This window comes from Streptomyces laculatispora (assembly GCF_017353455.1).
Lineage (GTDB): Bacteria > Actinomycetota > Actinomycetes > Streptomycetales > Streptomycetaceae > Streptomyces > Streptomyces laculatispora.
On the sequence record NZ_JAFMPZ010000229.1, the window covers coordinates 1 to 12,919 of the forward strand.

At 70.9% G+C, this 12,919-nt stretch carries 9 protein-coding genes and 1 pseudogene; 4 read left to right on the plus strand and 6 right to left on the minus strand.

The annotated features are described in order from the left end of the window. On the minus strand, positions 1 to 1,082 hold a 1,082-nt coding region (locus J1C73_RS12945; RefSeq protein WP_207316502.1), incomplete at its 3' end, for a discoidin domain-containing protein. A gap of 472 nt (positions 1,083 to 1,554) precedes the next feature. On the opposite strand from J1C73_RS12945, the gene J1C73_RS12950 reads away from it, so the two are divergent. Next, the gene (locus J1C73_RS12950) at positions 1,555 to 3,006 is read left to right on the plus strand and encodes a helix-turn-helix domain-containing protein (RefSeq protein ID WP_307797682.1); all 1,452 of its coding nucleotides are present in this window, start codon (positions 1,555 to 1,557) and stop codon (positions 3,004 to 3,006) included. 54 nt (positions 3,007 to 3,060) lie between these two features. Here the strand turns inward: J1C73_RS12950 and J1C73_RS12955 are convergent, their stop codons facing one another. Further along, complete coding sequence (locus J1C73_RS12955; RefSeq protein WP_207316509.1) at positions 3,061 to 6,543, minus strand: M28 family peptidase; 3,483 nt, start codon at positions 6,541 to 6,543, stop codon at positions 3,061 to 3,063. A 485-nt stretch (positions 6,544 to 7,028) separates the two neighbouring features. Between J1C73_RS12955 and J1C73_RS12960 the strand changes: the two genes are divergently transcribed. After that, on the plus strand, positions 7,029 to 8,036 hold the full coding sequence (locus tag J1C73_RS12960) for an aldo/keto reductase (protein WP_207316503.1): 1,008 nt from the start codon (positions 7,029 to 7,031) through the stop codon (positions 8,034 to 8,036). A 129-nt stretch (positions 8,037 to 8,165) separates the two neighbouring features. Beyond that, positions 8,166 to 9,158 carry an aldo/keto reductase gene (locus tag J1C73_RS12965; RefSeq protein WP_207316504.1) on the plus strand — a complete coding sequence of 331 codons (993 nt, stop codon included), beginning with the start codon at positions 8,166 to 8,168 and terminating at the stop codon, positions 9,156 to 9,158. 9 nt (positions 9,159 to 9,167) lie between these two features. Here J1C73_RS12965 and J1C73_RS12970 read toward each other — a convergent pair whose 3' ends face one another. The 4 genes from J1C73_RS12970 to J1C73_RS12985 form a co-directional block, all read right to left on the minus strand. Next, positions 9,168 to 10,361, minus strand: a complete 1,194-nt coding sequence (locus J1C73_RS12970) for a serine/threonine-protein kinase (RefSeq protein WP_207316505.1) — start codon at positions 10,359 to 10,361, stop codon at positions 9,168 to 9,170. 152 nt (positions 10,362 to 10,513) lie between these two features. Next, positions 10,514 to 11,200 (minus strand): HAD family hydrolase, encoded by a 687-nt coding sequence (locus J1C73_RS12975; protein WP_207316506.1) that lies wholly within the window; start codon positions 11,198 to 11,200, stop codon positions 10,514 to 10,516. 24 nt (positions 11,201 to 11,224) lie between these two features. Then, a complete protein-coding gene (locus J1C73_RS12980) occupies positions 11,225 to 11,710 on the minus strand; it encodes an Lrp/AsnC family transcriptional regulator (RefSeq protein ID WP_123467626.1) in 486 nt (161 codons plus the stop codon). Between the two features lie 102 nt (positions 11,711 to 11,812). Next, complete coding sequence (locus J1C73_RS12985) at positions 11,813 to 12,403, minus strand: lytic polysaccharide monooxygenase auxiliary activity family 9 protein (RefSeq protein WP_207316507.1); 591 nt, start codon at positions 12,401 to 12,403, stop codon at positions 11,813 to 11,815. A 357-nt stretch (positions 12,404 to 12,760) separates the two neighbouring features. Between J1C73_RS12985 and J1C73_RS34800 the strand changes: the two are divergent. Continuing rightward, positions 12,761 to 12,919 (plus strand): annotated as a pseudogene (locus tag J1C73_RS34800) (FUSC family protein); the annotation flags it as partial.

Sequence of the window (12,919 nt, forward strand, 5' to 3'; positions counted from 1 at the left end):
AAGGTCATGTTCCAGACGCCGTTGCCCCAGCTGCCGACCGAGCTGTCGCGGGTGTACCACTGCTGCTGCGAGTACGGGCCGACCTGGCCGTCGATCTTGCTGTCGGCGATGTACCCGCCGCTCGCCCAGCCGTAGCCGTTCGGCGCGAGGTTGAGTCCGCCCTTGACGTGCATCCGGCGGAACGGCGCGGCCTGCGAAACGGCCCAGCGGTCGGTGCCGTTCACTGGGTTGAGCGCCAGGTTCTCCGCGGAGCGCCAGAAGTTCTGTGTGGCGTTCCCGTTGAACCAGCCCGCGTCGACGGTCACATCACCGTTGAACGTGGTGTCGTCGGGCTTGAGACCGAGACCGGCGATCGAGGTGTAGAACCCGATCTGCGCGTTGAGGTTGTTGTACGTGCCCGGCTTGAACATCAGTGCGTAGCGGCCGGTGCCGAACTGCGCCGACTCCTGCTGCTTGAAGATCTCGTCGACCTTGGCCTGGATGTTGGGCGTCGAGGGGTCGAAGACCAGAACGTTGGGGCCGAGGTCGCCGCCGCCGGGAATCTGCGGGCCGCCTCCTCCGCCGGTGGTGCCGAAGACCTGGAACTCCCAGAGCGAGTAGCCGTACTGGGTGGCCCGCGCGGTGCCGGTCAGCCGGACGTAACGGGCGGTGCCGGAGACGTTCAGGGTCTCGTTTCCGCCGGGACCCGTGGTGGTCGAGTAGGCGGTGCTCCAACTGCTGTTGTCCGTGGAGAACTCGATCTTGTAGCTCTTGGCGTAGGCGGCCTCCCACCTCAGTGCGATCTGGCTGACCGAGGCGGCGGAGCCCAGGTCGACCTCGATCCACTGGGGGTCGGCGGCGGCGCTCGACCAGCGGGTGCCGTTGTCGCCGTCCACGGCGGAGGTGGCGGGGGTGCCGTAGTTCTCCTGGCTGGAGGCGGTCACCGTCTTGCCCTGGGAGAGCAGCGAGGGTGCGGCGCTCGCCGGGGCCGACGGGACGAAGGCCAGGAGTGAGATGACGAGACCGGCGACGGCGGTCAGTACGCCGGTGCGTCTTCTTCCGGTCGAGGGCACGGGTCTGTGGAACACGGGGGGTGCGTACATGGGGAAGTCTCCTGAGTCGCGGTACGGGTGCACGACACGAAGTCGGAGAGCGCTCTCTCCGGCCGATGGGGATACTTCTCTCTTGGTTCCCCACGCGTCAATAGGTGTGCAACACCCGCTTGGCCGGGCGACATTGAGAACAAGAGTTGATGACGGATAGCTCACGATTGACCGAGTTCCGCACGCCTTAAAAGCACCGCAGCCGCAGATCTGGAGCGGCGTCGATTCAGGTGATGATGGTGCGTACGCAGGGAGTGACCGAAGTGAAGCGTGCCGTTGCCACCGCAATCCGACGCCGCCCGGCGGCACCCGTGGCGGGCCGGAGGATCTGGGCACCGGAGGCCACCGCGCCTGTTACCGGACATCTTGCCGCCGTCCCGGGACAGCGGGTGCGCGTGCTCGCTATCCTCCGGGACATGAGCCGTGAGCGTGACACGCGCGGCGCCCTTGACCAGGCGCGACGGTGGTACCGGTGACCGCGGACATGGGCCCCGCGCCGTCGGACCCCGGTGGCGCGGAGGCATGGAGATCCTTCGGGGTCCGGTTGCGCCAGTGGCGCAGGCGGGCCGGCCTGACCCAGGCCCAGGTGGGCGCCCGGGTCGGCTACGACCACACCGCCATCAGCAAACTCGAGCACGGCAGCCGCCGGACGCCGCTGCCCCTGGCCCGCAGGCTGGACGACCTGCTGACGGCGGGCGGCGACCTGCTGGCCGCCTGCGAGGCGGCCGAGGCCCGGGAGGCCGCGGCAGCCACGGGCGGGGCGGGCGGCGCTCCGCATCCCGCGGACACCCCGGCCCGCCGCGGACCGCTGCCCGGCGAGCCCGCGGGCGGCGCGCTGCTCGCGATGCTGCCACCCGGAACCGAGCTGCCCGCGGGCCTTCCCGCATACGGACTCGTCTGCCCGGCGCACAGCCGGGACGGCTGCGCCGTACCCCCGCTGACCGACGTCGTCGAACTGCACGCCGCCTTCTGCGCCCTAAGCCCGGACACCTCGTCCCACCCCGCACTGGACACCGAGACCGTGCACGCGCTGACCGCCCTGCTCGCCGTCTGTCTGCGCGCCGACGAGGAGCGTGCCTGGCCGGGCGCGACCGCCGTCGTGGAACGCACGCTGCACGCCATGCTCCGGTGGATGGCGCTGCCCGCGGCCCCCTACCAGCGCCAACTCGCCCCGCTGGCGGCCGAGTACGCGCAGTCGGCCGGCTGCCTGCGGCTGTTGTGGGGCCGTAACGGCACCGCGATGGCCTGGCTCGACCGGTCGCTGCTCTGGTCCGCCATGGCCGGTCACGTGGGGACCGAGGTCGCGGCACTGAGCGATATGAGCACCCTGGCCCGGCTGGAGGGTGACGGGCCGTCGGCGCTGGCGTACGGCGGGGCCATCCGGCAGGCCGCGGCGGGCCGGCCCTGGGCGGGTGCCATGAGCGATCTGTACCAGGCGCGCGGTCATGCGGTGCGGGGGGACGCTCCGCAGACCCTGAGGCACATCGACCGCGCCCGGTCCCAGCTGGACCGGGTCGAGGAGCGCGACGAGACGGAGGCGCCCTGGCTCTCCGTGGCCTCGGTGCGCCTGCGGGTGGAGTCGGGCGCGGCGGGCGCGCTGCGCGATCTCGCGGCGGCCACCGGGGACCGCCGGTTCGCCCTGCGCGCGGTCGCGGCGGCCGGCACCGCGCTCGGACTGCTGCCTGCCGGGATGCACTCGGCCCGGATGCTGTTCCTGGCGCGGATGGCCGACGCCCATGCCTGCGCGGGCGACCTGCCGGCGGCACAGGCCGTGGCCGGTCCGGTGCTCGACACCACCGAAGTGACGCCGTCGACACTGCTGGGCCAGGAACTGCGCGGGCTGCACGGCAGACTGGCCGCCCGCGGCGGCGGCCGGTCCGAGACCGACGACTTCGTCCGCAGACTGGCCGCGGTGGTCCGCTGAAACGCCGGGGGCGGGGCGTGTGGATCACGCCCCGCCCCTGCCCCTGATGAAGAATCAGCTCACGTCGAGCGCGACGTCGTCCACGACGAAGCTGGTCTGGAGGTAGGCGTCCTCCTTACTGGTGAACCCCAGCGTCACCGTCTGCCCCGCGGCGGAGCCGACGTCGAAGCTCTGCTGGACGTAACCGCTGCTCGCGTCGAGATTCGAGTACGTGGCCAGCGTCCGCGACCCCAGCTTCACGGTGAACGTGTCGTAGGCGGTCGCGTCGCCCGCGGACTCGGCGGTGTCGGTGCGCACGAAGAACGACAGCTTGTACGTCGAGCAGCCCGCCGGAACGGTCAGTGACTGCGAGGCGCTGTCGCTGTGGGTGCTGCCCCAGCCGCCGAACCATGCCTGGTAGGCGCCGGTGTGCGCGGGCTTCTCCGAGGTCCGGTTGTTGATGACCCCGTCCGTCTGGGTCCACGGCGCCGTGCCGTTCTCGAAGCCGCCGTTGGCGACGACCTGCCGTGCCTGGCAGTTGCCGCCGCCACCGACGACCAGCGAGTAGGTGGTGGTGTGGGTGGCGGTGCCCGTCGCGGTCACCGTGAGCGTGTAGGTGCCCGCGGCGGTCTGCGCCCCAGCCGAGACGGTCATCGTCGAGGAGGACCCCGACTGCACGGTCGCCGGCGCGAAGGAGACGGTGACCCCGCTCGGCGCACCGGAGGCCGTCAGCCGGACGCTCTGTCCGGAACCGCTGGTGGTGGCCGTCGACACGGTCGCGGTGGCCGAGGCACCCGGCTGGACGTTTCCGGAGACCGGGTTCACCGAGACGGAGAAGTCATCGGCCGGTGCCGTGGTGCCGACGGCCGTCTTCCACAGCGTGTAGGCGACTCCGTCGGCGCTGCGGTCGAGAGCGGTCGCGTTGATGTTGCTGGTGGTGTCGCACGACTGGTGGTAGCACGGGTCGTACGAACGGCCCGCGGTACCGCCCCACTTGGCTGCCTGGGCCGAGGTCTTGGTGTCGCTCGCGCCGGTCGCGTAACCCGAGGTGGCGATGCCGCCCTGCTGGAAGGAGTAGTCGTCGGAGCGGCCCTGGCCCTCCACGTTCTCCTCCGGAGCCAGGCCGAGCGAGGCCCAGTACTCCTTCATCGGGGCCGAGGCGGCCGAGTTGAGGTTGTTGATGAAGTAGCCGCCGTTGGTGGAGGCGACCATGTCGAAGTTGTAGTACGCGCTGATGGCGCTGCGCTGGGCGGAGCTGAGCTGACCGACGTAGTACTCGGAGCCCTGCAGGCCCTGCTCCTCGCCGTTCCACCAGGCGAAGCGCACATGCTTGGTCATCGTCGGGTTCTGCTGGGCCAGCGCGAGGGCGTTCTCCAGCAGGGTGGCCGAGCCGGAGCCGTTGTCATTGATCCCGGGCCCGGCGCTGACGCTGTCCAGGTGGGCGCCGAACATCACGGTCCGGTCCGTCGGACCGCCCGGCCAGTCCGCGATCAGGTTCTTGCCCGCGTAGGTGCAGCTGCCGCAGGTCTGCTCGCTGACGGTGTAGCCGGCCGCCTGCAGCTTGCCCTTCACATAGGCGAGCGAGGCGGTGTAACCGGCGCTGCCGGCCCGCCGGTTGCCGCCGTTCTGCGAGGCGACGGTGCTGAGCTGCGACAGATGGGACTGCACATTGGCGACGCTGATGTCCGGAGGCGTGCCGCCCGGAGTGCCGCCGCCGTCATTGACGGTCAGGGTGTACTGCGCGGTGTGGTCCTGGGTGCCGGCGCCCTTCACGGTGAGCGTGTAGGTCCCGGGTGCGGCGGCCGACGTCGTCGAGACGGTCATGGCCGAGGTCGCACCGGACTGCACGGCGGAGGGGCTGAAGGAGACGCTCACACCGCTCGGCTGACCGGTCGCGGACAGGTTCACCGTCTGCGCGCTTCCGGAACTGACGGTCGTCCTGACCGTGGACGTCACCGAGTTGCCCGGCTTCACCGAGCCGGCGGACGGGTCCAGGGACATCGAGAAGTCGTTGTTGCCGCTCGGGGTGCAGGTCGGGTCACCGCTCTGGGCGGGGACACTGACGGCGTCCCAGGCCGCCTTCGCCCGGTTGAACAGCACGCAGGTGGCGTCGAGGGTCTTGGCCGAGGTGAGCGTGGCCGTGCGGTAGCGCTTGTACGTCATGCCGCTGGTCTTGAGCAGCATGCCGCCGTAGAAGACCTTGCCGGCACTCTGGATGCCCACGCCGGTGACCGAGGAGCTGTTGCACGTCGGGCTGGACGGCTTGCCGCCGCCGGGGCTGGAGCCCTCGGCCAGCAGGTAGAACCAGTGGTTCAGCGGACCGGCCGCCGCGTGCTCCTCGGTGCTGGGTATGGAGGAGCTGTAGCAGTTCGGGTCGCCGATCTGCCCCGGGTTGTACATGATCCGGATCGGCCCGTTGCCCACGAGGTTGATCTTCTCGCCGACGGTGTAGTCCGGGTCGTCGTACGGGGTCGGCTCGTTGGTGTACGCCTCGGTGAGCGCCCCCATGATGTCGCCGGTGGCCTCGCCGAGACCGGACTCGTTGTTGGCCCCGCCGGGCGTGTACTGGTCGATGCCGTGGCCGAACTCGTGGCCCACGACGTCCATGGCCCCGATCCACTGGTTGGCGTTGTTGTGGCCTATGGAGATGGTGGAACCGTCCCAGTAGGCGTTCACGTCGTTCAGCCCGACCTTGACCGGCCAGCTGCGGCCGTTGCCGTCGTGACCGTTGCGGCCCAGCCAGTCGCGCAGCATGTCCCACTCGTGCTGCGCCGCCCACATGACATCGACGCAGCCGGTCTCCTTGCTGGAGGCGCTGCCGGTGCCCCAGGAGTCGGAGGATTTGGTGAAGACGCCGCCCGTGCTGTAGTCGGCGCAGCTCAGCCCCGGCCTGCCGGGGTCACGAAGTGAGTAACTGCCGCCCGAGGATGTGGTGTTGATGGACAGCGGGGAGGGCCCGTTCCACTGGCTGTTGCCGGTTCCGGCCTTGACGTCGTCATAGCTGTCGAGCACCGCGCCGGTGCCCGCGTCGACGAAGACGTGCAGATGGCTGGGCGCCTTCGCGGTACGGCCGGTCAGCACGGTCTCCCAGGCCAGCCGGGACTTCATTCCGGTGGCCCGGACGACCAGCCGGTGACTGTCCACCCGCTCCACGGATTTCAGCTTCTTGCGCGCGGCGGCCTCGGCCTTTCCGGCCGAAACGGTCGCGGCGGTGGGTACGTTGATGCGTCGGGAGACCGCCGACTGCGCGCCGCGGACCCGTCCCTTGGAGTCCGCCACCACGACGGCGTCGCCGCCGACCACCGGCAGGCCGCGGTAGGTGCGTTGGTAGGCGATCGAGTAGAGCCCGTTGACCCAGGGGGTCACGTTCTGCCGTTCGTAGCGCTCCTCGGGCCCCTTCGCCAGGGCGTCGAGGCCGCTGGCGGCTGCCCGGTCGGCGGCCGACACAGCAACCGCGAGCGGGGTGGGGGCGGGGGGAGACGGTTCCGCGGAAGCTGACTGACCACTCGTGGCGACCAGCATTCCGGCGAGGACGGCCAGGGTTGTCCCGGCCGTCATCGGTCTGCGTTTCATCGAGGCTCCTCGGTTCGTGGGGACCTCGATCACGGGCGGCGGCGTGGGGAGACGCACCCGCCCACGCGGCGGCCGTCGGCCGTCCGCCCAGGTGGTGTCCGTGATCGAGCGACCGAACACTCACACGTCGCCATGACCTCGTCAACGAACTGCGGCCGTCTCGAAGGGAGTTGGCAAGTCTGGTCAAGTCGCCCTGGTGGGATCGCACAGCAGGCACACAGGAACGCCGGGGGGCGGTGCGGTGGTTGGGTGGCTCGCGAAAGGCCGGCGCCGTGGAGTGCCGGACGCCGGAGGGCTGTGAGAGGGGTGGACGGATCCGTCGAGCGGGGTTAGTATGCACCCGCGTTACATGATCATGCAACGAAAATATCCACTTTAACTGTATCACCTGTCAGTCAATTATGCAAGCCATCCTGACGTTCCGTCATGTGGCCGACTCCGGCCCGCCACCAACGAGGAAGACGACAGCCATGACTTCGGAAACAACCACCGCAGCGGCCGCCGGTACCTGGCAGCTGGGCGACCTGACCGTCAACCGCATGGGCTTCGGCACCATGCGTCTGACCCAGAACGGTGCGGCGCTCACCACCGACCGCACCCCGCACGACCGGGACCGGGCCATCGCCGTGCTGCGCCGCGCCGTTGACCTCGGTGTGAACCACCTCGACACCGCGGCCTTCTACTTCTCACCGATGCGCTCGGCCAACGAGCTGATCAACCGGGCGCTGGGCCCGTACCCCGACGACCTGGTCATCACCACCAAGGTCGGCCCCGGCCGGGGTCCGTCGGGCGACTGGCTGGACTGGGCCCGGCCGGAGGACCTGCGCGGCCAGGTCGAGGAGAACCTCCGTCAGCTCGGCCGCGACCATCTCGACGTGGTGAACCTGCGCATGAACGGGCCCGCCTCGATCGCCGACAGGTTCGGCGCGCTGGCCGAGCTGCGGAAGGAGGGGCTCATCCGCCACCTGGGGCTCTCCAACGTCGGGGCCGACCAGATCGCCGACAGGTTCGGCGCGCTGGCCGAGCTGCGGAAGGAGGGGCTCATCCGCCACCTGGGGCTCTCCAACGTCGGGGCCGACCAGATCGCCGAGGCCCTGCCCATCGCGCCGGTCGTCTGTGTCCAGAACCGGTACGGCATAGCCACCCGCCGTGCGGACTCCGACGAAGTGCTCCGGATCTGCGGGGAGCAGGGCATCGCATTCGTGCCGTTCTACGCCATCGCCGGCGAGGGCCGCGAGACCGGGGCGGCCGCGGCCGCGGCCGCCGAGAGCGAGGCGGTGTCGGCCGTCGCCGGCGCCCACGGCGCCTCGCCCGCCCAGGTCCGAGTGGCCTGGACGCTCCAGCGCGGCCCGCACGTACTCGCCATCCCGGGCACCGGTAACCCCGATCACCTCACCGAGAACGTGGCGGCGGCGGCCCTGCGGCTCACCGAGGACGAGCTGCGGCTGCTCACGGAACTCGGGCAGGACGCCGGCTGATCCACGCCGTCGGCCGCCGTGGCGGACGGGAGCCACCAGGCCGTCACCGGCTCCCGGACCCGGACGCCGTCCGGGTCCGGGGAGAGGCCGCGTCGAACGATCCCCGGCCGGTCTGCGTACCGACGTAGCATGATTCTCATGGAGCAGCGCGAACTGGGCAGGACCGGACGCGGCGTATCGGTCGTCGGACAGGGCACATGGCAGCTCGGCGGGGACTGGGGCGAGGTGCGGGAGGCCGATGCCTTCGGCGTGCTCGACGCGGCCGTCGAGTCGGGCGTCACCTTCTTCGACACCGCGGATGTGTACGGGGACGGCCGCAGTGAACAGCTCATCGGCCGCTATCTGAAGGAGCGTCCGGACGCGCGGGTCCTCGTCGCGACGAAGATGGGCCGGCGCGCCGAACAGGTGCCGGAGAACTACGTCCTGGACAACTTCCGTGCCTGGAACGACCGTTCGCGTTCCAACCTCGGCGCCGACACCCTCGACCTCGTGCAACTGCACTGCCCGCCCACCGCCGTCTACTCCTCGGACGCGGTCTACGACGCCCTCGACACCCTGGTCGCCGAGAAGCGGATCGCTGCCTACGGGGTGAGTGTCGAAACGTGCGCCGAGGCGCTGACGGCCATCGCCCGCCCCGGTGTCGCGAGCGTCCAGATCATCCTCAACCCGTTCCGCCTCAAGCCGCTGGACGAGGTGCTTCCGGCCGCGCGCGCCGCCGGTGTCGGCATCGTCGCGCGCGTGCCGCTCGCCTCCGGGCTGCTCTCCGGCAAGTACACCGAGGACACCGTCTTCGCCCCGGAGGACCACCGCACGTACAACCGGCACGGGGAGGCGTTCGACCAGGGCGAGACCTTCTCCGGTATCGAGTACCCGACCGGGGTGGCCGCGGCGGCCGAATTCGCCGCACTCGCTCCCCAGGGAGCGACTCCGGCGCAGACCGCACTGCGCTGGATCATCCAGCAGCCGGGCGTCACCAGTGTGATCCCCGGTGCGCGTTCGGTGGAGCAGGCCCGCGCCAACGCGTCCGCGGCGGCGTCGGCGCCGCTGCCGCAGCAGACGCTCGACGCGGTGCGTGACCTCTACGACCGCAGGATCTGCGCGGCGGTTCACGGCCGCTGGTAACGGACGCGGCTACCGGCCCTCTTCGGGCGCCGGGGACTCCGCACCGCTCGTCGAGGTGAGGTCGTCCGGGGTGGTGGCCGAACTGGAATCGGGGGAGAACAGGCTCATCCCCAGGTACACGGCGGCGAGGAAGGCGACCGTGCCCGCGACGGCGCTGGCCACTCTCGGGCGGCGTCTTATCGCCTCGCGGGTGGTACGCCGCCGGGCGTTCCTGGACCGGCCCGCCGCGCGCCGCCCGTGACCGCCGGCCGCCTGGGGCAGCCGGTAGGTCGTCGGAGCCCCGGAGTCCTCACCGGACCCGGAGCGGTGCGGGGCCGGGGACGGCGGCGGCGCGTAGGGCGCGGCCGGTGCGCGCGGGGGAGCGGGCCGGTGCATCGGCAGCGGCTCCGCCTGCCCCCGCCAGGCCTCGCTGTTGAACCAGTCGGCGACCTGCTGGGCCGTCGGCCGGTCCTCGGGCTGCTTCGCGAGCAGCCCCAGCAGGTACGAGTCGAAGGCGGCGGACATCTCGACCCCGCGCCGGCGCAGTGGCACGGGAGGTGTGTCCACGTGCTGGTAGAGGGTGGCGGTCGGGGTGTCCGAGCGGAACGGCGGCTGACCGAGCAGCAGTTGGTAGATCACGCAGCCGAGGGAGTACATGTCGGACGCGGCGTCGGCCGTACGGCCCAGGGCCCGCTCCGGTGCGAGGTACAGGCTCGTGCCGACGATGTGGCCCGTGGTGGTGAGCGCGGCGGAGGGATCGTCGACGAACTGGGCGATGCCGAAGTCACCGATCTTGACGGCGCCCTCCGCGTCCAGCATCAGGTTTCCGGGCTTGATGTCCCGGTGGACTATGCCCTGCCGGTGGGCCGCGGCCAGCCCGGCGGCGGCCTGGCCCGCGATGCGGGCGACCTGTTCCGGGTCCAGCCGTTCCTGAGCCAGCAGCAGATCGGCGAGGCTCCTGCCCTCGACGAGCTCCATCACGAGGAAGAGTCGGTCCTCCCAGGACCCGAAGTCGAACACCGCCACCAGATGCGGATGGCTCAGCCGGGCGGCGGTCTGGGCCTCCAGCCGGAAGCGAGCGGTGGCCGACTCGTCGGCGTGCTCCCCCAGCAGCAGCTTCACGGCGACGGCCCTGCCGAGGACCTCGTCCGTGGCGCGCCAGACCTCGCCCATCCCGCCACGACCGATGGCGGATATCAATCGGTACCGACCAGCAACCAGCACCTGCGCACACCTATCCAATATCTCGGGCCGAGGACCGCTTCGACTGCCGCGGCTGCGACCTCATCGGGAACAGACGGGGTGGGGGACACGCAGCAAGATCAGGATATCCGGCGCGCGGCCTCCGGACGACCGTCGGCCGGCGTCGGAACGGATCAGGGCAGCAGCCATGCGCAAGCGGCCTGCGCGCTGAACTCGCCCTGGCCGCCGGGGAAGAGCAGATCCGCCGCCGCGAACGCCGGATCGCCGGCCGTCGCCGGGACGTAGGGGACCGCGATGCAGCGCATGCCCGCCGCCCGAGCCGCCGCGGCGCCCGGCGCGGCATCCTCCACCACCACACAGCCGGCCGGTGCGACGCCGAGGCGCCGTGCCGCCTCCAGGAAGACGTCCGGTGCCGGTTTCCCGTGCGCCACCTCCTCGGCGGACACGTACTCGGTGAGATACGCGCCGAGGCCGGTGCTCTTCAGCACGGTCTCTATCGCGGCCCGTGGCGAGCCCGACGCCACCGCCATGGCGGCGCCGCGCGCGTGCAGCATCTCCACGAACTTCCGCATCTCGGGGAAGGCCTCGGTCGAGGTGCGCGCCAGCTCCAGATAGATGGCGTCCTGACCCGTCACCAGTTCGTCGACGGAGGCCGCGATGCCGTACTCGGTGCGCAGCACGGTCAGCGCCTCGCGGTTGCTGATTCCGAGGAACCGGGCGTTCTGCTCCCAGGTGAAGTCCGGTACTCCGTACCGCTCCAGCAGCAGCCGCGCCGACTCGTAGGCGTTCGGCTCGCTGTCCACCAGCGTGCCGTCCAGGTCGAAGAGGACCGAAGGGGCCTGTGCGCGTGATGAGTTCATGGTGGCCATGCTCTCAGCCGCTGATCACTCCGGGCCACCCGCCGCCGCCCGGCCCACCGATTCGACCAGAGGCAGCAGCCGGTGCGGCACCCGCTCGCGCAGGGCCACCTCGGTCCGGGTCCTGACCACGCCCGGCAGCTGGATCAGCTGCTGGATCACGTCTTCCAGATGGCCGTTGTCCCGGGCCACCACCCGGGTCAGCAGGTCGCCGCCGCCCGTGGTCGAGAAGGCTTCGACGATCTCCGGCACGGCGGCGAGCGCCTCGCCCACATCGTCGAGATGCCCCTGCGTGACCTCCAGGTGCACAAAGGCGAGCACCGGGTGGCCGAGCGCGGCGGGCGAGAGGGACGGGCCGCTGCCGGTGATCACACCGTCCCGTTCCAGCCGGTCGATGCGGGCCTGGAGGGTGCCCCGGGCGATGGAGAGGATCCGTGCGTACTCGCGCACGGAGGTGTGCGGCTGTTCGATGAGCAGCCGCAGAATCCGGGTGTCGAGCGCGTCCACCGCCATGGTCCGCCGGCCTCTTCCTGGTACGTCGGTCGGGGCAGCGACTGTACCAATGGCGCACCGGCGGGCCGCCGCCCCGTACTGGCCCGGGGCGGCGGCGGGACGTCAGAACTGGACGTCGGAGCAGGCGTAGAAGGCGTTCCCGGTGTCGGAGATCGTCCAGACGCCGAGGATCAGGTGCTTGCCGGACTTCTGTGGCAGCACGCCCGAGTGGCTCACGGTCGAGCCGGGCAGCCGGCCGCCGAAGGGGACGGTGAGGAACGGCTGCGGGTCCAGGTCGGCCCGGGTGAGCGGCTTGGCCGGGTCGTAGCCGTCCTTGGTGATGTAGTAGCGGAAGTCGGTCGTGGCGTGCCGGGCCTCTATCCGCCAGTTGAACGTGTAGTTCTGACCGGCGGTGACCTTGGTGGCGGGCCAGGCGCCGCCCCGCGGGTCGTCGAGTTCGGAGAACCGGCCGATGCCGCCCGAGCAGATGTGGCCGTCGGCCGGTCCGCGGGTGGGGAAGCCCTTGGGGCCCTCGACGCTCGGGGGCTCCCACTGGATCTGCCCGCAGTGCTTGACGGTGCCGATCCCGCAGAGCTGCTGGCGGCTGATGGGGGAGTCGGTGTAGCCGTGGCTCTGGGCGCTGCCGGAGGTGGCGAACAGTGCCGCACCGGCCAGGCCGAGCCCGGCCAGTAAGGAGGTGATCCTTCTGCGCATACGTAGCTCCTGGAGATGTGGGGTGATGTCCGGAGAGTTCTGCGGTCTAGACCAAGGGTGAGCGTAGTCATGTCAACCAGGTGTGTCCATGCCGTCCTGAGCGGGTTGCTGCGGGGTCCCGCCGGGGGGTGGTCCGTGGAGGCCCCATGTGCGGTGGGCGCGACATCGGGTGGTCCGTTGGTCGGCTGGTGGTGTTCCGGAGAAGCGATACGGCGAGCCAATGGCTCAGTGTTTGGAGCTCAATTTGAGCCAACAGGCCGATGGATGCTCTGATGTACCTGTCGATGGCGCTGCGGACCTCCGCGGCGCCTTTTTCATGCCGGAACACAGAGCCGGCGGCAGAGGCGGGGAGCATTCGTGCTGAAGAGAGCGTTCGTGGCCCGGGACCCGGGGCGGCTGCGGCTGCGCAGCGCCGTCCGGGCCGTCCTCGGCATCGGCCTCGCGGTGGCCGTGTGCGGACTCGCCGGCCACTCGCTCGTCGCCGCCGTCACCGGTGGCCTGGCCGCGCTGCTCGCC

What these genes read in the sequence shown, in the direction of transcription:
- J1C73_RS12955 (WP_207316509.1), bottom strand. Translation starts at nt 6,543, where the DNA reads ATGACGGCCGGGACAACCCTGGCCGTCCTCGCCGGAATGCTGGTCGCC.
- J1C73_RS12960 (WP_207316503.1), top strand. Translation starts at nt 7,029, where the DNA reads ATGACTTCGGAAACAACCACCGCAGCGGCCGCCGGTACCTGGCAGCTG.
- J1C73_RS12965 (WP_207316504.1), top strand. Translation starts at nt 8,166, where the DNA reads ATGATTCTCATGGAGCAGCGCGAACTGGGCAGGACCGGACGCGGCGTA.
- J1C73_RS12975 (WP_207316506.1), bottom strand. Translation starts at nt 11,200, where the DNA reads ATGAACTCATCACGCGCACAGGCCCCTTCGGTCCTCTTCGACCTGGAC.
- J1C73_RS12980 (WP_123467626.1), bottom strand. Translation starts at nt 11,710, where the DNA reads ATGGCGGTGGACGCGCTCGACACCCGGATTCTGCGGCTGCTCATCGAA.
- J1C73_RS12985 (WP_207316507.1), bottom strand. Translation starts at nt 12,403, where the DNA reads ATGCGCAGAAGGATCACCTCCTTACTGGCCGGGCTCGGCCTGGCCGGT.